The organism is Vibrio sp. YQ_11, from assembly GCF_043103065.1.
GTDB lineage: Bacteria > Pseudomonadota > Gammaproteobacteria > Enterobacterales > Vibrionaceae > Vibrio > Vibrio parahaemolyticus.
Map to the genome: position 1 here is coordinate 1 of NZ_JBICJM010000039.1, position 24873 is coordinate 24873.

The window sequence follows — 24873 nt, forward strand, 5'->3', positions numbered from 1 at the left end:
TATACCCCACGTGAAGTGATTGAACTGATGACTCACCTAGTATTCGACCCAATCAAAGATAAACTTCCTGGTGTAATGACGGTTTATGACCCAGCCTGTGGTAGTGGCGGTATGTTGACTGAGTCGCAGAAGTTTATTGAAGAGAAGTACCCAAGCCTTGGGGCTAATCGTGATATTTATCTATATGGTAAAGAAATCAACGATGAGACTTATGCCATCTGTAAGTCGGATATGATGATTAAAAACAACAACCCGGAAAACATTAAAGTGGGTTCAACGCTTTCAACGGATGAGTTCTCGGGGATGAAGTTTGATTTTATGCTGTCTAACCCACCTTATGGTAAGAGCTGGGCGTCTGAGCAGAAGTACATCAAAGATGGTAAGGATGTGATTGATCCTCGCTTTAAAGTAAAACTGAAAGATTTCTGGGGTAATGAAGCAGAACAAGACGCCATCCCCCGTTCTAGTGACGGTCAATTACTGTTTTTGATGGAGATGGTTAATAAGATGAAAGAGCCAGCGTCAACCGAAACTCAGATCGGATCTCGTATAGCCTCCGTCCACAATGGCTCAAGTTTGTTTACCGGTGATGCTGGCAGCGGGGAAAGTAATATCCGTCGTTATATTATTGAAAACGATATGCTATATGCTGTTGTTCAATTGCCAAACAATCTATTTTATAACACGGGTATAACTACCTATATCTGGTTGTTAAGCAATAACAAGCCTGAGAGTCGTAAAGGTAAAGTACAGCTTATTGATGCTAATTTATTCTACCATAAGCTACGAAAGAATCTGGGTGAGAAAAATTGTGAGCTTACCTCTGCACAGGTTGCTGAAATCACTCGTATCTATCTTGATTGTGCTGTGATAGAACATGAGGTTGATGAGAGCGAATCTCCTACTGGTATTGCGAGTAAAATATTTAATAACGACGATTTTGGTTATTACAAAGTTACCATTGAACGACCGGATCGTCGTAAAGCCAAATTCACTCAGGAAGCTATTGCTACTTTACGTTTCGATAAACAACTATCTGAGATAATGGAGTATTTGTATTCCGAGTATGGAAGCAAAGTCTATGCTGCTAATGGTTATGGCGATGACCAGAAACACAGTTTCTTAAAATCGATAAAAAAAACAATTGCTGCTTGGTGTGAAGATAATGGCATTAACCTTAATAAAAAAGCACAGAGTAAATTACTGGATGTTAAATTCTGGCTGTCGCTGAAAGCGTTGGTTGAAACAGCAGAACGACTGATGAATGCTATTGGTACTAGTGAGTATGATGATTACAACGTGTTCAAATTACAAGTTGAGCAAGAGCTTAAAGCCAACAAAATCAAGTTATCTGCTACAGAGAAAAATGCCATTTTAAATGCAGTAAGCTGGTATGATGAAAATGCAGCCAAAGTAGTTAAGAAAATTGTAAAACTGAATAATGAAAAACTAAAAAATTTACTTGAGCGTTATGATTGTGAAGAAACTGATTTACCTGACTTTGGCTATTACCCAACTGATAAAAAACTCGAATTTACGACCTACGAGAGCAGCTCGGTTCTGCGTGATAGCGAATCTATTCCTCTCAAGCAAAGCATCTACCAATACTTCCTCAATGAAGTGAAACCACACGTCGCTGAAGCATGGATCAATTTAGATTCTGTGAAGATTGGTTACGAAATAAACTTTAATAAGTATTTCTATCACCATAAACCGCTTCGCGAACTTAATCATGTGTCTGATGATATTATTCGTTTGGAACAAAAAGCGGAAGGTTTGATCGCTCAGATTCTTGGTGTATCAAAAGAAGATCTTAGTAGTATCAATAAGATTCAGGAATTAGGAGCGTAGTATGGAAAGTATTACTAAAATGCCTAAATATGAATCTTATAAGAGTTCAGGAATCGATTCGTTTGACTCTCTACCATCTCATTGGACCATCGCTCGTTTTCATGACGTGTTTGGATTTAGTAAAGGGTTAAACATAACAAAAGAAAATCTACAAGATGATGGCGTTTCGTGCATAAATTATGGTGAGATACATTCGAAGTATGGATTCGAACTTGATCCCAGCGTTCATCAATTAAAATACGTCGATGTGCAATATTTAAGCAAAAATTCAAAGTCGCTATTGAAACTTGGAGACTTTATATTCGCTGACACTTCTGAAGATTTTGAGGGGGCAGGAAACTTTACTTACCTAAAAACCGATGCTCAAATTTTTGCTGGGTACCATACGTTAATAGCTCGTATGAAGAAGGAGCGGAATGCAAGATATTTGGCTTATGTTTTAGAATCGATGGGCTTTCGGTTGCAAATTCGTAGAGCTGTAAAAGGCGTGAAAGTATTCAGCATAACGCAGAATATTTTGAAAGGTACAAAAGTTTGGTTTGCAGATGAGATAGAGCAAAAACTCATTGTTAAATATCTTGATAGAAAAATAGAGCTACTTGATAAAGCTATTTCTATCAAAGTAAATCAAGTTAGCCTATTAAAAGAGTACAAACAGATCATAATTCAGAAGGTCTTGATGCAAGGGCTCGATCGTAGTTCGCCTATGAAAGACTCGGGCGTGGATTGGATGGGAAAGATCCCGAAACATTGGGAAGTGAAGCGTCTAAAATACGTTTTGGAAGAACGGAGTGAGCGTTCTAAAACAGGCGAAGAACCATTGTTTATGATGAGCCAGGTTCACGGATTAGTAGTTAGAGCTGACTACCATGAGAAGGCAGAGGTTGCTGCAAGTAAAATCGATAATAAAATAGTCTACGAAAATGATTTGGTTTTTAATAAGCTTAAAGCTCATCTAGGTGTGTTTTTTAAGAGCGCTATACCGTTCAGAGGGTTAGTTAGCCCAGATTATGCAGTCTATAAATGTAAATCACATATAGTAGATGCGAAATATCTTGAATTGCTGTTTCGTCACCCTTCCTATATTGAACAATTTATTATAAGAGCAACAGGTATCGTTGAAGGGCTAATTCGTTTGTATACAGATGACCTTTTTGAGATAGCAGTGCCAGTAGCGCCTAGTGAAGAGCAAAAAGAAATCCTAAATCACATTGATATTAAGGCAAAAGAAATAGATCAAGCAATTGATGTTCAGCAACTACAAATCGACAAACTAAAAGAATACAAAACTTCTTTAATTAACAGTGTGGTCACTGGAAAAATCAAAATAACGCCTGAAATGGTAGAAGACTAATAGGAAGCGTTATGTTTACGGTTAATCATCAAACTAATCGAATCAGTCCGGTAAAAATTAAGAAGTTTAGTGAGCTGGGCTTTACTGAACGCAAACATCTTCAGGAATGGTTAGCCCATCAGCCGGATGCGTTAGGCGAAGAACTCCTGATTATTCAAAAAGAGTTCGATGGCTTTGATGATACCCGTGAACGCCTTGACTTATTGGCTCTGGATAAAGATGGCAATCTGGTCATTATCGAGAACAAACTTGATGACTCTGGGCGAAATGTAGTGTGGCAGGCACTTAAGTATGCTTCATACTGTGCCAGCCTTACTAAAGGGCAGATCGTTGATATTTATCAGCAGTATTTGGACCGGTATGAACCCGTAAAGGGAGAGATTAATCTATTTAATCTACCTGCTAAGTCAGAACAGCGCATCTGTGAATTTTTAGATGCACCTGATTTAGATGAAATTAAACTTAATCTGGGTAACAGCCAGCGCCTGATGTTAGTGGCCGCCAATTTCCGTAAAGAAGTGACCAGTACAGCGTTGTGGTTACTTGGTCAAGGTCTTAGTATCCAGTGCTTTAAAGTCACTCCATATGCCCTCGATGAACAGCATCTTATCAATATCGATCAGATTATTCCAACTCCAGAAGCCAAAGAACTCATGATTGGCATTAATGCCAAAGAAGCGGAAGAAAAAACAACAGAAGTAGTTCTAAAAAATCGTCACTCGGTAAGGCGAGAGTATTGGGAACAGGCTTTAGAGGTGTTTCAAAAGAGCGATTGCAACCTGTATGACAACATCAGCACAACCAAAGATCACTGGCTATGCGCTGGTTCCGGTGTAACAGGTTGCCCGTTCAGCCTTATTTTTAATCAAAAGGAACTTCGTGTTGAGTTGTGGTTAAGTCGAAGCAACGGTGAAGAAAACAAATGGTTATTTGATCAATTGTTCGAACAAAAAGAGCAGATTGATTCTGCATTTGGAGAACCTCTTGAGTGGCTTCGTCTAGATGACAAGAAACAATCTCGAATCCAGTTCTCCTGTAAAGTGGAAGGCTTTAACAAAGACATTTGGCATGATCATATTACCTGGCATCTTGAGCATATGGTTAAACTGGAAAAGGCACTTAAGGCATCACTTCTGCAAGCCTCTGAAAGATTAAAACATAAGGATGTGAAATGACGGTAAGTGTCGCAACTTGTTCAGCACAACAACTTTTTGAAGGCCAAAAAATACAGGCGAGTAATGGCAAGCCACTTACTGGAACGTTAGTCATCCCTGAATACCAGCGCCCTTATTGCTGGGAAAGTCAGCAAATTGATAGCCTGTTAGAAGATTTAAGAGAACATTTTCATAAGAATAGTGAGCTACCGTATTATTTGGGTAGTCTTATTCTTCACCACGATGAACAACAGCTGAAAATTATCGATGGTCAACAGCGTATTACTACGTTAGCGCTATTCAGTTTTCTATCTCAACAGCACCAACTGCTTGATCTACGTTTTGAATCTCCCCTTAGCCAACAACAAATTAAGACAAATCTTGATTGGTTAGCAGATCGTAAATCCAAGTGGGCGAAGCTTATCAATTTTGAGCGTATTCAGTTTTCATTGGTGGTCACTGAATCAGAGGATGATGCGTACCGCTTTTTTGAAACGCAAAACACTGGCGGTGTGAGACTTGGTGGCCCTGATATTATCAAAGCCCATCACTTAAGAGCTGTTCCTAAGGTTCATCAATCAAGATTCGCGCTCCAATGGGAAGGGTTGGGTAAATTAGACAACTCAGTCAAATCCCTTTTAAAAGGGCGTTATTGGCAACAGCTGAATATGAGAGAACTCGCACCACATCAGCAGACAAAAGTGGTGAGGGATCAAATTGTCTCCGAACTTGGTGAACAAACAACCGAAGGTGGTGACATTGCTTATGGTCAAGTACTGCGGTTAACCGGGATTGGTGGCGATGTTGTCCAACAAGCCGCACAACAGGGATATGAAGTCAGACAACCGCTTAATGCGGGTATCAACACTATTCGTTACTTGGCGTATTTCCAAAAACTGTATCAGCAATACTGGGTTAATCCGACGTTGCCCCATCAAGAAGGTTACAACCGCTTTATTTGCTGGCTTAAAGGGTTAGAAGGCTGTGGTTATCTACAAGGTCTCTATGAAGCGTGCTTGATGATGTACATCAGCCAGTTTGGAGAATACCAGTTAGAGTTGGCAGCGAAAAAATTATTCAGAGTCGTTTACTCCCGCAGAGTGAGTAATCAGAAAGCGGTAAGAGAAAATTCAATTTCAAGTTTTGTGAAGGACTATCCCGTTTTGGACTGGATTGCTTTGAGCTATACGCCTAAGCAGTGCTTTGCCTTTTTTGATGCGTTTGATTTGGTCGTCGATCCTAGCAATTTAGAATCAGACACCAATAGTGTTAAGAAACGCTTTATTACAGAAGTGACTAAGCATTTCCAACTAGGGTTGTCGCAAGACCAGTACGCGTCTTCATTTGCTAACTTATTAACCCACAATATCACTGAAATGACGGAGGCGGCATGAGTTCAAAGGTTGAAACAGAGCTGCTTTCATTACAAATTATAGCGACAAAAGATTTGGGCTTCGTTATTCCTTGCTACCAGCGCCCTTACGTTTGGCGTGAAGAAGAAGTGATTAAGTTATTTGATGACATTCGCGATGCTTATTTAGCTAAAGAGCCCCATTACTTTATTGGCAGTGTCTTGAGTGCTTTAAATGGTGATAAAAGCGAATATGAACTGATCGATGGGCAGCAAAGAACCACAACATTGATGTTGTTATCACTTGCCTTCAGGGCAGTAGGGATTGAGACTCAGCTGGCTAATGTGAGTATCAAAGGTGAAAATCCAAGGTTAACGTTCGAAATCAGAGAGTCAGTGCGTAACTTGCTTGGCTGTTACGCGGGACTGGACAAGATTACTAAACCCGGTGAAGAAGATATTCGTAAGGATGAGTATTTAGTTCATCTGGAAGCTAACCTTACGATTCTGAGACAGCAGGTTGATAAGTTGGCAGAGCAATCAGGCTTCGATATCCATGGTTTTGCAGACTACATTTTTAACCAAGTGCAGTGGGTAAATAATATTGTTCCAGCATCTATGGATCTTAATCGCTTGTTTTCGAGCTTAAATACTGGTGGCATACAGCTAGAACCAGTCGATTTATTGAAGGCCAAGCTGTTCAAGCACATTAAAACTCCAACTGACAAAGCTATATTCAGCAGCATTTGGCAAGCCTGCGAACATACCGATAACTATTTTGAGCGCAATCTCAGACAGATATTCAAAAGTGCCGACTGGCAAAAACTGGAGTATGCAGATCTTGCCAATTATCAGGCAGAGAGATTTCCTCTAGCCAGTTCTAGTAATAGTGTTCAACGAGTTGGTAAGTCAATTGCAGAGATAGCATCAGGATCGTTGGACTTTGATATTGAACTTGAACAACCTGAAAATCAAAGCGATGATTTTGATGATGAGACCGTTTATTGCCGTTCAATTATAAGTTTTGAATTGCTGTTGATTCATACGCTCAGAATTTTTTGTACCCAGAAATTGTGGGATGATCTTGTCCCACGTATTCGTGCTAGCAATCTGATGTTGTGTTTTGAACGGCTACTACAACAAGATGAACGAACCATTAAATCGTTTATAGAGTTGTTATGGCAGGTTCGTTATCAGTTCGATACCTGGGTTGTAAAATGGGTCGAGCATGATGACAGAGAAGATGCCCAGCTACGTTTAACCTCGATCAGTAAGAATAAAGCCTATATCAACCGTAAAGCCAAAGAACTTGGTTTATTGGCACAGTTGCAAGCGGTACGTAACTTTACCGGTGATCGCTCAGCCCAGTATTGGTTGACAGCGTTTCTAAGTCGGTTGGTTGCGGAGCCGAAAGCGAAAGACGAAGACGTAGTTGCGCTACTTGAACGCATCGATAATCAAATGTCGCTTACCCGTGAAACGCAAAAAGAAGCCAGTTTTAAACTTGCATCAGGGATATCGCCACAAACAATTCCCTGGGAAGAACAAGCCATATATCTTAAAAGCTCTTTGGGAACTCGATTCGAACATTATTGGTTTCAGAAGCTGGAATACTTGCTCTGGAAAAACGGTGATAAAGCCAATGATGATAAGTTAAAACGTTATCGGATTACTTCGAAAAACTCGGTTGAGCACGTTCACCCTCAAAATGAAGAGTATAATCATCAGCTTGAAAGGAGTCCATTGAATGCTTTTGGTAATTTAGTGCTTCTAAGCCCGGGAGAAAACTCGTCATACAGCAACCAAACGGTAGCAAAGAAAAAAGCGGATTTCGATTCTAAGCCACGTTATGACGCGTTGAAGCTGAAAGATATTTTTGAAACATACACGCAATCAGATAACCAATGGTCTGCCAACGAAATAGAAAAACATCAACAGAACATGTTGACATTGTTGGAAACACATTACACACAAGGAGTAACCGATGGTCAGTAATACTAACGAGCAGGCGTTAGAGGCTAGTATTGAAAAAGCACTCACTGGCCATTGTCTTGAAGACCAAAAGATAGGTATTTCTGATGATCCTGTTACGCCTTATGGTGTGCAACATTGCGGTTATCTATCTGGCTTCCCTTCTGATTTCAATATGCAGTATGCATTGGATACTCGTTTCTTTTGGCAGTTTCTTGAAGACTCTCAGGAACAAGAACTGGCTAAATTGAAGAAGAACAATCCGGGTGATTGGCAACGTAAGATTTTAGAGCGTTACGACCGTCTGATCAAAAAACATGGAGTGTTGCATCTGCTTAAAAAGGGACTGAAAGTTGATGATGCTCATTTAAATCTCATGTATCCGGCACCTTTAGCAAGCAGTAGTGACAAGGTAAATCAAAATTTTGCAGCTAATATTTTCAGTTGTACACGTCAGCTTCGTTACTCATTAGCCAATCCACTGCAAGAAATAGATATGGTGCTGTTTATCAACGGTATTCCAATTGCCACTCTTGAGTTGAAAAATGCGTGGACTGGACAAACCGCACGCTACCATGGTCAAAAACAGTACCGTGAAGACAGAGATACCACTCAGCCACTTCTGACATTTGGTCGTTGTTTGGTTCATATGACAGCCGACACTGATGAAGTGTATATGACCACCAAATTAGCTGGGAAAAACACTTTCTTCCTACCTTTTAATAAAGGTTATAACCATGGTAAAGGGAACCCGCCAAACCCTAATGGTCATCGAACGGCATATCTATGGGAAGAAGTCTTTACCAAAAGTAGCATCGCTAACATTATTCAACACTTTGTGCGTCTTGATGGCGGCAGCAAAACTCCATTGGCGAAACGTACCTTATTCTTCCCGCGTTACCATCAGCTTGATGTTGTACGTAAATTGATTGCTCATGCCTCCACTTATGGTGTTGGTCATACATACTTGATTCAACACTCCGCAGGGTCTGGGAAATCAAACTCTATCACCTGGGCTGCATATCAACTGATAGAAACTTATCCGGAAACTAATGAAGTTTCTGGCGGTAAGGGAATGGAACAACCTTTGTTTGACTCTGTTATCGTTGTAACGGACCGTCGTTTACTTGATAAACAGTTGAGAGATAACATCAAAGAGTTCTCCGAGGTCAAAAACATTATTGCGCCAGCTCTTACCTCTTCGGAGCTTAAACGCGCATTAGAGGGTGGTAAAAAAATAATTATCACCACTATTCAAAAATTCCCTTTTATTATCGATGGGATTGAAGATCTCAGTGATAAACGTTTCGCGGTGATCATTGATGAAGCACATAGCTCCCAGTCTGGCTCCGCGCATGACAATATGAACCGGGCAATGGGTAAACAAGACGTTGAAGCGGAAGAAGACGCACAAGATAAAATTCTACAGGCGATGAAATCACGCAAAATGCGTGGTAATGCCTCGTATCTTGCTTTCACTGCAACACCTAAAAATACAACCTTGGAGAAATTTGGTCAGCAGCAACCGGATGGCACGTTTAAGCCATTTCACCTTTATTCGATGAAGCAGGCGATTGAAGAAGATTTCATTCTAGATGTGCTAGCCAACTATACGACTTACAGAAGCTATTACGAGATTGAAAAGTCGATAGCTGAAAACCCTGAGTTTGATACCAAGAAAGCTCAGAAGAAACTGAGGGCTTTTGTTGAGCGCAGTCAACAGACGATCGATACGAAAGCTGAAATCATGCTGGAGCACTTTATACCTTCAGTCGTTAACGCTAAAAAGTTAAAAGGCAAGGGTAAAGGTATGGTTGTTACTCAGAACATTGAGACTGCTATACGTTATTACCGAGCTATTCGCCGTATTCTTGAAGAGTCAGGTAACCCTTTCAAAGTTCTGATTGCTTTTTCTGGCTCAAAAACTGTTGATGGTATTCAATACACTGAAGCTGATATTAACGGCTTCGCAGAAACGGAAACGAAAGACAAATTTGATACGGATGAACATCGCTTATTAGTCGTGGCAAACAAATACCTTACAGGGTTTGATCAACCAAAGCTTTGCTCTATGTATGTAGACAAAAAACTTGCAGGTGTTCTGTGTGTTCAAACATTATCTCGACTCAACCGCAGTGCGCCTAAATGGGGTAAGAAAACGGAAGATTTGTTTGTCCTGGACTTCTTTAACGCAGTAGAAGATATCCAAGCATCATTTGATCCTTTCTATACCGCCACATCTCTCTCTCAAGCGACTGATATTAATGTCCTGCATGAGTTGAAAGATGACCTAGATGATGTTGGTGTATATGAATGGTATGAAGTTGAAGATTTTGTCTCTCGCTATTTTAATAACGAAGATGCACAAACGTTAAGCCCCATCATTGATACCGCAGTAGCTCGATTCGATGATGAGCTTGGTCTAGAGCCAGAAGAACAGGTTGATTTCAAGATTAAAGCCAAACAGTTCGTAAAAATTTACGGTCAGATGGCGTCAATCATGCCGTATGAAATTGTCGAATGGGAAAAACTGTTCTGGTTCCTCAAGTTCCTGATTCCTAAACTGAAGGTAGATGATCTAGATGCAGATGCTTTCGATAAGCTTTTAGAGTCGGTTGATTTGAGTTCATATGGATTACAGAGAGTTAAGCTCAATCACTCTATTCATCTAAATCCTGACGAAACACCAGTTGACCCTCAAAACCCTAACCCTAGAAGTGCGCATGGGGGCGACTCTGAAACTGACGAGCTTGATGAAATCATCCGTACCTTTAATGAGCGCTGGTTCCAAGGGTGGAGTGCTACGCCAGAAGAGCAACGCATCAAGTTTATCAAAATTGCTGAAAGTGTCCGTCAACACCCGGATTTCGAGTCGAAATACAAAAATAACCCAGACCCGGTAAACCGAGAGTTGGTGTATAAAAAAATACTGAAGGAAGTCATGCTTCGCCGCCGTAAAGAAGACATGGAGTTCTACAAGCTATTTGCTTCTGATACAGCATTCGAGACTGCGTTGACGCATAGTACGCAGAGGTATGCTGAGACAATGGTGGAGTAGTGTCAGTCAATACGGGAAGTATCTTTCAGTTCTAATCTAACTCTGGTTTTTGGCGAGGGTTAAATATAGAGCTGACGAGTATTAATTCAGACGTGAGCTTGCATTCCCCTTTTATATGCATCTCTGGCACTTTGGGGTATGTGACTTAAAGATTTAGGGAGTGCGAGTGGTAAGAGTTCACTGATTAATCTTTCGCTCCTCAGGCGCATAATGGTTCTGATGTAATACAGAGTGGTTTTTATATTTTCATGCCCCAATTGGTACTTTAACCATAAATGAATATCAGTGGCATTTGCCTCTGTAATTTCAATCCCTTTTTTCTCCGCCCATGTATATAATAAATGCGTTGCACCTGTATGACGCAGAGAGTGAGGATGGACACTTACCCCTATCTTTTCACTCGCTCTTTGAAAGGCTGCTTGGAGTTCCCTTCGAGAAACAGGAGTCCCATTTTTGTTTAGCCAAGTAAAGCGCTGCCCAGATGAACGCTGCTGTTTTTTAGCATGCTTACTTTTAACGTAATTTTCTTGATACAATTTAAATCTTTCATCATAAACGCTGTCAATATAGTCGTCGTGGATCAACTTCATGGTACAGAGGTGAACTTGACAACGCTTTAATTTTTGCCCCTTACTTATGTAATAAAGATATTGGAATTCATCACTATTTCGTTCCATCTCAATAAAGCGTTTCCAATGTGGATTCATTTCTGTAGGGCTCAACGGAAACTGTAAAATACCAGCTATGCGTAGGAATGTTTGCATTATTGTTGCGGCCATTGTTGCGTAAACCACATCGTCTTCATATAACGCATTGTATAACTTAAACCAGTCATTCATTGATATGATCGAGTCCTTATAGTCATCTACTTGAACTCTATACCTTAGAGGTACGGCACTTTCGATTTCAACTTCTTCTACAGATGAAAAAGAACTTGTGTGGGAAAGAAAGTAATCATCCTCATCCACTTTACGATAGTTTAAAATTTTATCCGGAAAAACTAAGTTATGTGTTATGTTTTCAAGAGTCAGAAATTCGTAAAAAAGTCGCCATGAAGAGACATAGTTAACAAGACTCTCTCCCTTCCAACTTTCTTTTTCATACAGGTGCTCAATTAATTGCGCTATGTGTTGATATGTTGCCTCCAAGTAATGGATAGGTTCAGGATTGCCTACGTCGTCCTGATTCTCTTCGAGTCTGTTTAATAGAAAAGCTACGCGATGAGCAATTTGCCGGATAGTTGTTGGCGTAACACTGTCGAATGATGTAATTCCTTTAAAATTATTCAAGCGTGAGTAGTGATAGTACCGACACAATAAAAAGGCAAGTAGGTCTTTTTGTACTTCACCATCGTCGCTGTAGTATGGGAAAGGTACTGGATCTGGTAAGTTGTGATTAAATTCAATACGTCTCATTGTGTCTTTCAATACTCCAACTATCAAATCTGAGTTGAGTAAGGATTACTCGTCTCGTTGGTTTGTAGATCATATTTAGAGCACCATTCAATCTGTTTAGTTATTGAGGTGGTTTTTAATACTTACATATCAATTGATTGTGATTCATAGAATCAAATATATTTCATGTCACTCATATCGGATCACTATTATTTCATCAAAACCTTCAGATATATCTGCAGACTCGAGTCGGCGGTGCATATCTTGAAGTTTATCATCAGGGATGCGTCGGTCAGGGGTTCGTTGACAGTTCCTTTCTTGTATTACTATATAGGGGACTTCAAAGTAAACAGCACACATTTTGATGTCGGCTTGATACTTATATTTATAAACTAGGTTGAACCACCGGCTTCGGTCTGATCTAGTGAGGTTCGTTGCATCAATTACCACTGGGTGTCGATCTGGATAGTAGTGGGAACCTTTAGTCCAAGTTGTTTTTCCTGAACATGGCATTCCTACGCACAGATATACTCGTGTAGGTAATGGGCGTTTCAGTAGTGTTTCAAGTTCATTTTTTGCACTTATCCAAGCAGCTTCCCTCATTCTTTCATCATGAAAAGTGTATTTGCCATTTTTAAACAAATATTTGTCTGGTGAAATGACTTGCGCTGTTGAAAAATTGGCTAACTGACTGGGGTCTTTGGTTAACGACTGTGTCTGTAAATTTTGATAAGCAATGTTAACTGCTTGCTGTTGATGACTTTTGAGTTGTTTATTTTTGTCTTCTAGTAATTGTTTGAGTCCTTGAATTGACTTGAGAGCTTCTAGGTAGCCCGTTTGAGCTTTATCTCGTTGATCTTCTAAAGCTTGTTTTTCTTTAGTGATTAATGTTAGGTCAGAATCAGCCTGGAGTTTTTCAAAGTCATTTCTAAAATCGTTAATGTCCTTAGCGATCTGCTTATATCGTTTATTCAAACCATCGTTTTTAAGCTTATTTCCAGCCATGTATGACGTGGATACTGATGCCTTGTGGCAAATTTTTGTGATTGAACAATCGTTGATTTTGCCGCTAGCGATCGCTTGAGCTTTGAGTTGTTCAAAATTACTACGAAGATCTGCCAGTCTTTCGTCATGAGTACGTTTGTCTCGGGGCTTTCGTGTGTCTGTCATGATATCACTCAAAATATCCGGGTTCTCTTTCATCAGAGTACAGTTCTTTTAATATTGAGCCGTATGTTGATATGAAATTCTTGGCTTCGTCTCTTATTGCTATAGATTGATGACCAACTCCTTCTAAATAACGAATATAGTAATCAAAGCTTAGAAGTAGATCTCGGCTCCAGGTATCGCCAAACAGTGCATCACCACAAGCTTTTCCCACGCAGTTGGCTGGACATGGTGGTGTTCCAAGTGCATCAGTAATGAGCTTACTAAGCTTTAGACTTTGGCGTGTTTTGTGATTACCCGCAATAGCACAAGGAGCGTCACTGCTGTTGCTAGTATTTCTAACACAGACCACCGCCATCGGGGTTTTGAGTGCATATATCTGTTGGTCTTTTATTCTGGTGTGTAATAACTCCTTGATACGTTCCTTAAGCTGAACTCGCATATCCATTTCCGTAATCTGGTGATGGTGTATTGAAGTGGCAGTAGCTGAACCGGAGGAAGTAATCGGTTCTGGGTTAGATTGGGAAGTATCATCCGTGTCTTCAGAATTATCTTTTGCGATTTGTAATCGAATGTCTTCTGCACCAGCTAGCAGGCGATCTCCTGCTTTTCCTGCTACTTTCCCTCGGACGATTGCATCAGATAATTCTTCGGACATTTTGTTGATGCCTTCTGAAATCTGTCTGTTACGTTCCTTAATAATTACCGGATTGTTGGCTAGGTATGCATCAGGCATTAGCGCATTAGAGTGACCAAAAAGCTTTTTCAGTAGTAAAATAGCTGCAGCACTGTGAGTACCAATCCACCCAGCCAAGGTTGCCCGTACGCAGTGACAACTGGCCTCATCATTGTCATCCGAAAGTGTAAACAACTTAATATTGTAGTGAGAAGCAAAGTTCCGTATGAGGCGGTTAAAAGTACCACAGGCATCCATTTTATAACCGTCAGTTTCATTAATAAGGTTGTTATTGGAAAAAGAAGAGGTACAAGTTATGAGATAGCGGCTTTCTTTCGCACGAGCAAAGCGCTTACATTGTTCAAGAAGTATCACCGCTTTATGAGTTTGATTTGGGACTGGTAGAATATAGCGCTTTAGATGCGTTTTCTTGATGTCAGTAATTAGGTAATGCAACAAGTCATGCCGTTTGGAGTTTTGACAACAACCTTTTTCCAAATTTCTCATATCAACGTTGCGAAGACCTGTCGTTAGTAAAATTATCCAAGCTGCAGCCCCTTGAATAAGTTGCTCCAATCTTCTAAACCAATTTGATGTCAGACCACCTTTACTATCAAATTGAAGAGGAAGAATATTAGAAAGTTCGTCGCCAAATTTTATTTTTATGTGCCTCCTTGTTTTCCAAGTTAGATCATTTTTATTTTGGGTACTATGTTTCTGAATTATTTCGATTTCATCAAAGACACCACAGAGAAGATCAAAATATTCTTCAATAAATGGAGTAGCATTTTTAACCAACTGGCTTACAACCGCTAAATCCAAGGGAGGGTATGATTTTACGGATGTATCCAAGCCATGTGTTTGTCTTAGCTTTTTTACCCATGTCTGCACGCTAATATTCTGCGTATTCCATGGCAATATTAGCCCAGAAGTTAAAAAATAGGCATTGCTGTATGCCTCTGAATAAATGTGTTTTATCCGATTTAAGAACTCGAATGGACCATGACTAAGTGCATTTTCTTTTGCAAGATGATTTAGAGCTGTGAGCAAAATATCATTGCTAGTTAATTGCAGTAGAGTATTAAATGGTTGGTTACGTTTGCTGATTAATATATTTTTCGAACGAAAAAGATCACGAAATGTCGTAACAAATCCTGCTACTGAGTTTTTTACCGTTGAAATTGCTAAGTTTGCAAAGCTCAATTGGTGATAACAAACCAGCTTACAAACAAGCATTAGTGGCAAGTCTGTTTCATCGGGAAACCAGTCATTCCACCGAAAGTTGTACAGTGATCCACCATGGGGCTCCCAAGTATCGTCATTGAAAGTTGATGTGGCTGATATTTTGCTCATATCAATATTTTCGTATTCTTTCTCAAGAGCATGTAATACTGACCACTGTTGGTAACCATATTCTGTTAGAGATTGTTTATTAGGTTGATTTATTTCAATGATTTGCATGAACTTACACCACTTTGCAGAATAGGAGGTAATAATGGGATATTGTCTTTTAGCGCTAGGTTTGCTGTGGCATAGGCATGTTCAACCAACTCTTTCCCTTTCGGGTGACGAATTTTGAATTGATTAACTGTATCTAAGGCAGTATGAAGCCTATCATCTAGTGTTGCTTTAAAAATATCAGGATCAGATTTACGTTGCTGTTCGTATTGAAATATACGGTAGCAAATCGCAGGCAAATGTTCTGCGTAGACCTCACTGCGTTTACATCCAAGGCATAAGTCATATGTCTTACATTGATCTGCAACGGCTAGATTGTGTGACGGTTTACTGGGGTCTGAACAGTCGCACAAAAACACTTGAGTGGCGCCAGCCTCGCGCTCGTTATCAAGCTTTATCTGTCCCTGAAAAGTCATCATTTTTTCGAGCATGTCAGTAGTAAGTGCAACAATTGCACTATCCATCGTAAGATTACTTAGTCCACTTTTCATTATGTAACTGAAAAATGTTGTATCAAATTGTTCGTGGTTGAGGGCCGTTTTCAATCGGCTGACTAGTTCATCGGCATTTTTGACATCTTTCAGCAGCTTAAGCAATTCGTGTCCTACAAATGTTTTTCTAAAGCGCTGTGTTTGTAGTGAAGATAACTTTTCCCCAGTATTGTTAAATATTGGATAGTGGGAACAAAAGGATACGCATAACCTATGCGCATATGATTCACCGATCGTGAAAATAAACTTGCGTTCAGGAGATCGAGTTTTATCAAGAAATTTTAGATAACTATATATTGGACTGGTAACACTTACTGGGATGCTGATAGGTTTAGCTGCTCGTTTTCTGGCTTGTCCCTTTATTTTCCTTCCAACCAATACAATTGATTGATCTCTAGGTGCCGTGTCTTCAGTGATTCCCATCTGGGTATCAAAATTTTTATACCAAGGCTTTCCATTTACCATCCATTCCAAGCTTAAAGCTGCTTCTAGGTTAACTCCCGTCGTTATCATAAAATAAATAAGGATAGCAAACTCATGATGATATGATTGCAATGTTAGCCATTTGTAATTCGGGGCAATTCCTTTAGCTACAGTAGATGTAGGCCAGCATTGAGATAACAAAAAGGACATATATTTTTCATATGGATCTAGGTGCTTCCAGATTTTAGTCTTACTCACAGAATTTAATTTTTTTTGGAATAAGGATGGAATGGCATAGCTACCTATTCTTATGTCATTGTTATTGTGCTTAAACAACAATGTGAGGTTTGCCATCAAAGCCCTATGTCCATCCTCTCCACTATTAAATAAACGAGTCAATGTAGGATTAAGACTCTTAATTTCATGGAGTTGTAGATAGTCCTGACCGAGCACCTCCGGACTGACATTTTCAAGCAATTCAAATTGTTCTCTTGAGCGTTCGATTTCATAGAACACGTAGGAAAGAATTTGTATTAACTCGACGTCACTGTAGTCAGCTGGCCTAACTAGTTCGTCAAAGTTGATGTCTCTTAATGGAGCGGGTTGGACAATCTCATCTTTTCTTATTCGTATCGACTTAAGATTAATAAAAGGAATACCTTCAAAAAGCGTTTTCATATGGCCCAGATAACTAGCTGCTTTTTTGGAAGGAAAGGTATCGCACCATCGACTGAAGTGATTAATATTTAACTCGGTGAAGGATGCAGGAGGGGATGGTTGAGAGGAGAGGTATACAAAGAAACTCTTTATTACTGATTGAAATTTTTTAATTGACCCTTTGGCCAGATTAGATACTAAGATTTTCTTAGTTAGTAGTTGCGCAAATTTTTTAGCAATTTCTTCACCTACAAGTTCTTTTCCTGATTCCACAATCCAAAATTTGCCTTGAGCCACTCGTCTAGAGTATTGCCCTGCATAAAAAAAGCTCTTTTTTGAATGTTTGTCGCTATTCACTTCATCTTTAGATTTTGGGTGTTCAAAAAATAGACGATAACTATTTGTTGGCGAATCAACGTAATGTTTGTAAGGAGATAAGTTATACCGTTCAACTACAGGAAGAGATATCACCTTATTGGATGACTTTGCAATGTTGGTAATCTTCTTATTAGCCTTCTTTTTTGCCATGGTTTATCCACCCAATCCAATTTAGTGATGCAATATGTAAATTCCATATAGAGTATTGTAGTAGACATTAGAAAAAAGTGATGTGATCAGGATTTTTTCGTATATTGGCCGATATCGTGCGCGAGACACAGAGAGTCAATCAAACTGTCCGAGGGCAATAGTTCTTTAAATTCAGACTGTTTCTTTTTGAGTTGGGCGACAATACCCGTGCCTAATTGGGCCGCTTCTAACGAGTGGGTAAGTCGACTTCTATGAAAGTCTTCCAAGCTGTTGCCATGAACTTGAGTTTTCGCTTGCAGGCGTCGAAATGCCGCAGAGTGCAGGATTCTCGCTCTATCACGTTGATAGGGGCTGCGATGGTCATCACGGCGGATTTTATGCTCATCGTCGTGGCGCTCTTGCCACAAAGAGTGTAATTCAAACGACACGTTTATCTCCATAAACTAAACTGGCTAACTGATTTCATCCAGCGATAGCTCAAAGCTTGGGGCGAATGTATTAAGGAAGTATTCCATTTCTGGCGTTTTACGTTCTTGTAAAGTGATGTCTAGGCGCTTTTTCGCTAAGGCAAACTCATGGTTACCTGCGCTTAGTTCTTCCAAACATTTTAAGTACGCACAGATGGAGTCGGCCTGTTTTACTATCTGAGAGTCTTCTTCGTGCGACGAATGAGAAAGTAGAAATGGGGCAAAATCTTCCTGAAATTCTTCCGGCAACATAGAAAGTAATTTGTGCTCGGCAGCGGCTTCTATCTTCTTATATTCTTTTGCGATTTCGGGATTGTAGTACTTAACGGGAGTAGGCAAATCACCAGTGAGCACTTCACTTGAATCGTGATACATCGCGAGAAGGGCAATGCGTTCAGGATTAAGCGTGCCGCCGAACTTTTTGTTTTTAATTAACGCGAGTGCGTGAGCGACAAATGCGACTTGTAAGCTGTGTTCCGAAACGTTTTCTGGTGATACAGAGCGCATCAAAGGCCAGCGTTGGATAAGCTTCATTCGTGCCAAGTGGGCGAAAAAATGGCTTTCTTTCATGGCTTTCTCCGTTTCTGGTATAAAAAAGGAACTCACTAGGAGTTCCTCTAAGCATATGAGAGATCAACACTAATTACTACCAGTGATTCTTTACTGGCTGTAGGTTGATAGGAATCGCTCGAAGCGTCCGATTGCGGTTTCCAGGTCTTCAACGTGTGGCAAAGTCACAATGCGGAAATGGTCTGGTTTTGGCCAGTTAAAACCTGAGCCTTGTACTAGCAGTACTTTTTCCTGTTTCAAGAAATCGAGCACCATCTGTTGGTCATTCTTGATGTTGTACATCTTGGTATCGATTTTAGGGAATAAGTACATGGCACCTTTGGGTTTCACACAAGATACCCCTGGGATCTGGTTGATCAGCTCGAACGCGCGATTACGCTGCTCTAGCAATCGGCCACCAGGTAAGATCAACTCATTGATACTTTGGTAGCCACCTAGCGCGGTTTGAATCGCATGTTGCATCGGCACGTTGGCACAAAGACGCATAGAAGAGAGCAACTCTAGACCGTTAACGTAGCCTTGTGCTAAGTGTTTTGGACCAGTTAAGAACATCCACCCACCGCGGAAACCACATACCCGGTAAGCTTTCGACAAACCATTGAAGGTCATCACAAGTACGTCTTCCGTTAGCGTCGCAACAGAAGTGTGTGTTGCGCCATCGTAAAGCACTTTGTCGTAAATCTCGTCAGCGAAAATGATCAGCTTGTGCTGGCGAGCAATCTCAATCACCTCTAGCAAGAAGTCACGACTATATACAGCACCTGTTGGGTTGTTCGGGTTGATCAGAACAATACCGCGGGTTTTCGGCGTGATTTTCTTTTTGATGTCATCAAGGTCTGGATACCAATCCGATTGTTCATCACACAGATAATGAACGGGGTTGCCACCAGACAACGCTACTGATGCCGTCCACAATGGGTAGTCAGGTGCAGGGATGAGCATTTCATCGCCGTTGTTTAGCAACGCTTGCATTGCCATCACGATCAGCTCAGACACGCCATTACCGACGTACACATCTTCTACGTCTAAAGAGCGAATGCCTTTGCGTTGGTAATGTTGAACCACCGCTTTACGTGCAGAGTAAATGCCTTTGGAATCACAGTAGCCTTGAGAGGTCGGTAGATTACGAATTACATCTACAAGAATCTCATCAGGGGCGTCAAAACCAAATGGGGCAGGGTTACCAATGTTCAACTTTAGGATTTTATGCCCTTCTTCCTCCATGCGCTTAGCATGTTTGAGTACAGGACCCCTAATGTCGTAGCAGACATTGTCGAGTTTTGACGACATCCCGATATTTTGCATTGTATAATTCCTAAAAATTCGTTAATTTCTTTATTAAAATACAATAATTTGTTTTTTATTAGAATATAAATCTGTAAATTATCCGTTTGCAGGCTAACTTTTGCTCGCTTGCTATCACAGGATTTTGCAAAAGATCGCATACGACCTTGATTTGCTTTGGGTCTAAACTTAGAGTAGCCGTCAGTTACCTTTATCCTCACATACTTCGAGGTTGATTTGTCAGAGTTCCATCAAGCCGTAAAAAGAATTATCGAGCGAGTTCAGCACACGGAAGGCAATCAAGTACGTCTGGTCGAGCCCCTCAGCGAAAAACCGAATTTCGCATTGATTGATTGGCTTGATGCACAACCACTTTTCCCCAAGTTTTATTGGCAATCCCGTGATACTCGTGAAGAGGTCGTCGCGCTAGGACAGCTGCACTCTTTTGTTGAGCCGGGTCCTGCCTATACCATTCTTGGTGAAGGGCAGCGAGTATGGGGCGGGCGATCGTTTGATGGCCAGCACGAAAAAAATCGCCGTTGCATGCCTTCTTTCTTCTTTTTGCCTCAAATTGAACTGATTCGATTTGATCAGCAGTGGTCACTCGCGGTTAACCTAACTGAAGACAAAGCGCGCACGCTTGCCAGCTTGAGAAAGCTTATTTGCGATGTCGCCGCTTTACCTCCGATCTCGTCACATATTCGCTCGATTGTTCATACTCCTATTAAATCTGAGTGGGATGAGCTGGTACATAAAGTTCTGACTGGGATTGAGAATGATGAGTTTAAAAAAGTTGTGTTGGCTCGCCGTTCTACTGTCCAATTGGATAACACGTTGAGCGCTGCACAACTGCTTAAAGCGAGCTATTTGAACAACCATCACAGCTTTCATTTCTTGTTGAGTTTAGACAGCAAACACAGTTTTATGGGCTCTACGCCAGAGCGTTTGTATTCTCGTGTTGGACATGAACTTCATACCGAAGCTTTAGCGGGCACCATTGGTCGTGGCGACAATGCCACTCATGATATGGAATTGGCGAATTGGTTATCTCAGGATTCAAAAAACTTAAACGAAAACCAGTACGTCGTGGACGATATCGTGGAACGCCTTTCTCCTCATTCCGAAATGGTAGAAGTAGAAACCGAACCGAGATTGGTGCGTTTACGTAAGGTGCAGCACCTCAAGCGCAATATTCATGCAAGCTTAAAAACAGGCACAAATGGCGTACAACTGCTTTCTGCATTGCAGCCGACGGCCGCAGTGGCAGGTTTGCCTCGTAAAGAGTCGATGCAGTTCATCCTTGATAACGAGCCGTTTGCTCGTGGCTGGTATGCTGGCTCTATGGGTTACATCAGCCATGAACGCGCAGAGTTTTGTGTGGCAATAAGAAGTGCATTGGTGCTTGGCGATCAAGTTCAGTTGTTTGCTGGAGCGGGTATTGTTCCTGGATCAGTTGCTGAACACGAATGGGCTGAATTAGATAAAAAGATGTCGACGCTGTTAACGTTGATTTCCGATCATCCGCCGCTTGGAGTAGCATCATGAGTTACGATCAAGCGGTTCTCAATCGAATTTGGTCAGAGACCATTTTGACTGAGCTTCACCGATTTGGTGTGAAGCATGTTTGTATCGCGCCGGGATCGCGTTCGACTCCTTTGACTTTAGAAGCGGCGGAACAGCCAAATTTTTCCATTCATACTCATTTTGATGAGCGTGGATTAGGTTTTATGGCGCTTGGCTTGGCGAAAGCGAGCCAAGAGCCGGTAGCCGTTATCGTGACTTCTGGCACTGCGGTCGCAAACTTGTTGCCTGCGGTAGCAGAAGCTAAATTAACGGGCGAAAAACTGGTTTTGCTTACCGCTGACCGCCCTGTTGAACTCGTCGGTTGTGGCGCAAACCAAGCAATTAATCAGCTTGGGGTTTTTTCGCATCATGTATCGGAAAATTTGAACTTGCCAAGTCCGAGTTTAAATACGCCGCTCAACTGGTTACTCACTTCGGTTGATGAGGTGATGTTTAACCAGCAGTTACATGGCAGCGCGGTTCACATTAACTGCGCCTTTCCTGAGCCGCTGTATTCTGACGGGGAAAAAAGCGCTTACCAAAGCTACCTGAACAGTGTCGAAGCGTGGCGCAAAGGCGGTCAAACATATACTCAACGATTCGTCAGTCCATCATTTCGTGACATTCCATTTTGTGCTGATAGAAAAGGAGTGGTTGTCATTGGCAGCTTACCTGCTGATCACGCGCAAGCGGCAAAAGTGTTTGCACAGCAAATGGGGTGGCCTGTATTGGCGGATCCGCAAAGTGGAGTTAGCTCCGATTGGTCACATTATGATTTGTGGTTACAACAGCCTAAGTTGGCTAGCCAACTCGACGAATGTGATTTGGTGCTCCAGTTTGGTAGCCGCATCATATCTAAGCGATTGAACCAATGGATTAATAAACAGGTGTCGCAAAGCCAACAAGGCCGAGATGTTCAGTACTGGTTTATCTCGCCAAGTTTAAGCCGAGATAACCAAACACACCTTCCGCAATTGCATTGGGCTGCATCACCTAAAAGTTGGGTCGAGCGTGTTGATGTTAAGAGCTCAAGTACTCAAGGATGGGCTGATGGATTGCTGACCGATATAGCCCATGTTCGCGCTCATATTCGCGATGAGTTTCTGTCTTCATCAGCTTCAACGCTTAATGAAATCGCGTTAGCGGCTGACATTGAAGAGCGAACGCAGAGCGTCGATGTCTTTCTCGGTAACAGCTTGTTTGTTCGATTAGTCGATATGTTTGGCAGATTAAATACTGAGGTGTTTACCAATCGCGGAGCGTCGGGTATTGATGGTCTATTTGCCACAGCTTCTGGTGTGCAGCGCTCACGAGGCAAGCCGCTATTGATGTACATCGGAGATACATCGGCGCTTTATGACCTCAACTCGCTCGCGCTGTTTTCTCGTAATGATCTGCCGTCAGTACTTGTGGTCACAAACAATGATGGTGGTGCGATTTTCGATATGTTGCCAGTGCCTCAGGAGCATCGCACTGCGTACTACCAAATGCCCCACGGTTATCAGTTTGAACATGCAGCTAAGCAGTTTGGCTTAAAGTATGAAAAGCCAACTACATTACAAATGTATCAAGCAATGGTTGCCGAGCACCTGTCGAGCGGCCAAGGCACAATGCTGGTGGAAGTTCAAACCCCACCAAGCCAAGCCGCAGAGTTGATAAAGGCATTTAATAAGAGCCTGCATGCTTCACTCTGAGCGTCTCTCTCCAACTAAAAAACACCAAAGTGGTGAGCTTCCCACTCTGGTGTTTTTGCATGGCCTTTTAGGAAGTGGTGCTGATTGGCAAGTTTGTTTGGATGAGCTGACTCAGTTTGAACGAGTCGTTATCGACCTTCCTGGTCATGGTCGCAGCCAGTTTACAAAGTGCAACGATCTCGATGATTGCTGCAAACTTCTTAATTCCACACTATCTTTATTATTTCCTCCGCAACAACCACTTATTTTGATTGGCTACTCAATGGGTGGAAGAATCGCAATGCACGGTCTTGCTGGTGAGTGCTTCTCAGATCTCAATATTGTCGGCGCGATTGTGGAAGGGGGAAACTTCGGGCTTCAAACAGAGTCAGAGATACAGTCAAGATTGCACAACGACCAAAAATGGGCACTGCGCTTCGAGAGTGAACCACTTGAACGTGTTTTGAGCGATTGGTATCAACAAGCGGTGTTTTCTTCACTAAACCATGAGCAAAGACAAACATTAATTGCCAAGCGAAGTGCTAATCTTGGCTCGGCAATTGCGAACATGTTGATGGCAACATCGTTAGCCATGCAGGCGTATTTACTGCCCGCACTGCAACAACAGCGCATACCCATTTATTATGTGTGTGGCGCGAAAGACCAAAAATTTAGCCAACTGGCACAACGTAGCGGGTTGGCGTATCGACAAGTTGAAGGCGCAGGACATAACGTTCATCAAGAGCAGCCCCAACAATTTGCGATGCATATTAAGCAAATAATTCAATCTCACTTTGGTGAGAGTAACGAGAACAATGGGAATCACCATGGCTAAAACAGTAGGCATTTCTGAAGAAGAACTTTACGCTCCGGTTCAATGGAAAGATTGCAGCGAGAAATACGAGGATATTCACTACCATAAATCTGAAGATGGTATCGCGAAAATTACCATTGCACGCCCACAAGTGCGTAATGCATTCCGCCCTCAAACAGTAAAAGAGATGATTGATGCGTTGGCAGATGCACGCTACGACTCAGGTGTTGGCGTTATCATCCTAACTGGCTTGGGTGAAGATGCATTCTGTTCTGGTGGTGACCAGAAGATTCGTGGCGACTACGGCGGTTACAAAGATGACCAAGGTACGCATCACCTAAACGTATTGGACTTCCAACGTGATATTCGTACGTGTCCAAAACCTGTTATTGCTTCCGTAGCGGGTTGGGCTGTTGGCGGCGGTCATGTACTGCACATGATGTGTGACCTAACAATTGCAGCGGACAACGCGCAGTTTGGTCAAACGGGCCCTAAAGTGGGTTCATTTGATGGTGGTTGGGGCGCGTCTTACATGGCTCGTATCGTAGGCCAGAAGAAAGCGCGCGAAATCTGGTTCTTATGTCGTTTCTACAACGCGCAAGAAGCGTTAGACATGGGCTTGGTCAACACGGTTGTGCCTCTAGAAGATCTAGAGAAAGAAACCGTTCGTTGGTGTCGTGAAGTTCTTCAGCATAGCCCAATGGCGCTACGCTGCCTGAAAGCGGCATTGAACGCGGATTGTGATGGTCAAGCTGGTCTTCAAGAGCTTGCGGGTAACGCAACGATGATGTTCTACATGACAGATGAAGGACAAGAAGGTCGTAACGCATTCAACGAGAAACGTCGCCCAGACTTCGACAAGTTTCCTCGTAACCCATAATCCGTAAATAAAGAGGAGCCAGAGTGCTCCTCTGCTTCGTTTTTAGTCCCGAGCGCCTCGCCCTCAGGGAGGATGGTTCGTTCTTATAG

At 41.7% G+C, this 24873-nt stretch carries 16 protein-coding genes and 1 pseudogene; 10 read left to right on the forward strand and 7 right to left on the reverse strand.

Going from position 1 to position 24873, the window contains the following annotated elements; genetic code table 11:
• The 6 genes from ACF8EG_RS15700 to ACF8EG_RS15725 all read left to right on the forward strand — a co-directional run.
• Positions 1-1851, forward strand: a 1851-nt coding sequence (locus ACF8EG_RS15700; protein WP_392419528.1) for a class I SAM-dependent DNA methyltransferase, incomplete at its 5' end; no start/stop codon positions are given.
• Between the two features lies 1 nt (position 1852).
• On the forward strand, positions 1853-3205 hold the full coding sequence (locus ACF8EG_RS15705; protein ID WP_258517542.1) for a restriction endonuclease subunit S: 1353 nt from the start codon (positions 1853-1855) through the stop codon (positions 3203-3205).
• 11 nt (positions 3206-3216) lie between these two features.
• Entirely contained in the window at positions 3217-4380 is a 1164-nt protein-coding gene (locus tag ACF8EG_RS15710; RefSeq protein WP_258517543.1) for a DUF4268 domain-containing protein, read from the forward strand.
• Complete coding sequence (locus tag ACF8EG_RS15715) at positions 4377-5753, forward strand: DUF262 domain-containing protein (protein WP_258517544.1); 1377 nt, start codon at positions 4377-4379, stop codon at positions 5751-5753. The genes ACF8EG_RS15710 and ACF8EG_RS15715 overlap by 4 nt, the downstream gene beginning before the upstream one ends.
• Entirely contained in the window at positions 5750-7705 is a 1956-nt protein-coding gene (locus ACF8EG_RS15720; RefSeq protein ID WP_258517545.1) for a DUF262 domain-containing HNH endonuclease family protein, read from the forward strand. The genes ACF8EG_RS15715 and ACF8EG_RS15720 overlap by 4 nt, the downstream gene beginning before the upstream one ends.
• Positions 7695-10739, forward strand: a complete 3045-nt coding sequence (locus tag ACF8EG_RS15725; RefSeq protein WP_258517546.1) for a type I restriction endonuclease subunit R — start codon at positions 7695-7697, stop codon at positions 10737-10739. Before ACF8EG_RS15720 ends, ACF8EG_RS15725 begins: the two co-directional genes overlap by 11 nt.
• Before the next feature lie 86 nt (positions 10740-10825).
• On the opposite strand, the gene ACF8EG_RS15730 is transcribed toward ACF8EG_RS15725, so the two are convergent.
• The 7 genes and pseudogenes from ACF8EG_RS15730 to ACF8EG_RS15760 form a co-directional block, all read right to left on the reverse strand.
• Entirely contained in the window at positions 10826-12154 is a 1329-nt protein-coding gene (locus ACF8EG_RS15730) for a site-specific integrase (protein ID WP_191685830.1), read from the reverse strand.
• A gap of 168 nt (positions 12155-12322) precedes the next feature.
• Positions 12323-13336, reverse strand: coding sequence for an AAA family ATPase (locus ACF8EG_RS15735; RefSeq protein ID WP_191685831.1), 1014 nt, complete (start codon positions 13334-13336; stop codon positions 12323-12325).
• Positions 13308-15437, reverse strand: coding sequence for a hypothetical protein (locus ACF8EG_RS15740; protein ID WP_258517547.1), 2130 nt, complete (start codon positions 15435-15437; stop codon positions 13308-13310). Before ACF8EG_RS15740 ends, ACF8EG_RS15735 begins: the two co-directional genes overlap by 29 nt.
• Positions 15419-17533, reverse strand: a complete 2115-nt coding sequence (locus ACF8EG_RS15745; RefSeq protein ID WP_258517548.1) for a hypothetical protein — start codon at positions 17531-17533, stop codon at positions 15419-15421. Before ACF8EG_RS15745 ends, ACF8EG_RS15740 begins: the two co-directional genes overlap by 19 nt.
• A gap of 107 nt (positions 17534-17640) precedes the next feature.
• Positions 17641-17973 (reverse strand): annotated as a pseudogene (locus ACF8EG_RS15750) (dGTPase); the annotation flags it as partial.
• Between the two features lie 12 nt (positions 17974-17985).
• Positions 17986-18570 (reverse strand): 5'-deoxynucleotidase, encoded by a 585-nt coding sequence (gene yfbR / locus ACF8EG_RS15755; protein ID WP_031850851.1) that lies wholly within the window; start codon positions 18568-18570, stop codon positions 17986-17988.
• Positions 18571-18660: 90 nt separating this feature from the next.
• Positions 18661-19875 carry a pyridoxal phosphate-dependent aminotransferase gene (locus ACF8EG_RS15760; RefSeq protein WP_005456922.1) on the reverse strand — a complete coding sequence of 405 codons (1215 nt, stop codon included), beginning with the start codon at positions 19873-19875 and terminating at the stop codon, positions 18661-18663.
• Positions 19876-20091: 216 nt separating this feature from the next.
• Between ACF8EG_RS15760 and ACF8EG_RS15765 the strand changes: the two genes are divergently transcribed.
• The 4 genes from ACF8EG_RS15765 to menB are packed head-to-tail and all read left to right on the forward strand — an operon-like array spanning position 20092 to position 24784.
• Positions 20092-21399 (forward strand): isochorismate synthase MenF, encoded by a 1308-nt coding sequence (locus tag ACF8EG_RS15765; RefSeq protein ID WP_069507252.1) that lies wholly within the window; start codon positions 20092-20094, stop codon positions 21397-21399.
• Entirely contained in the window at positions 21396-23111 is a 1716-nt protein-coding gene (menD, locus tag ACF8EG_RS15770; RefSeq protein ID WP_069507250.1) for a 2-succinyl-5-enolpyruvyl-6-hydroxy-3-cyclohexene-1-carboxylic-acid synthase, read from the forward strand. The genes ACF8EG_RS15765 and menD overlap by 4 nt, the downstream gene beginning before the upstream one ends.
• Positions 23098-23925 carry a 2-succinyl-6-hydroxy-2,4-cyclohexadiene-1-carboxylate synthase gene (gene menH / locus ACF8EG_RS15775; protein WP_069507248.1) on the forward strand — a complete coding sequence of 276 codons (828 nt, stop codon included), beginning with the start codon at positions 23098-23100 and terminating at the stop codon, positions 23923-23925. The genes menD and menH overlap by 14 nt, the downstream gene beginning before the upstream one ends.
• A complete protein-coding gene (gene menB / locus ACF8EG_RS15780) occupies positions 23918-24784 on the forward strand; it encodes a 1,4-dihydroxy-2-naphthoyl-CoA synthase (protein WP_069507247.1) in 867 nt (288 codons plus the stop codon). Before menH ends, menB begins: the two co-directional genes overlap by 8 nt.
• Positions 24785-24873: the final 89 nt, after the last annotated feature.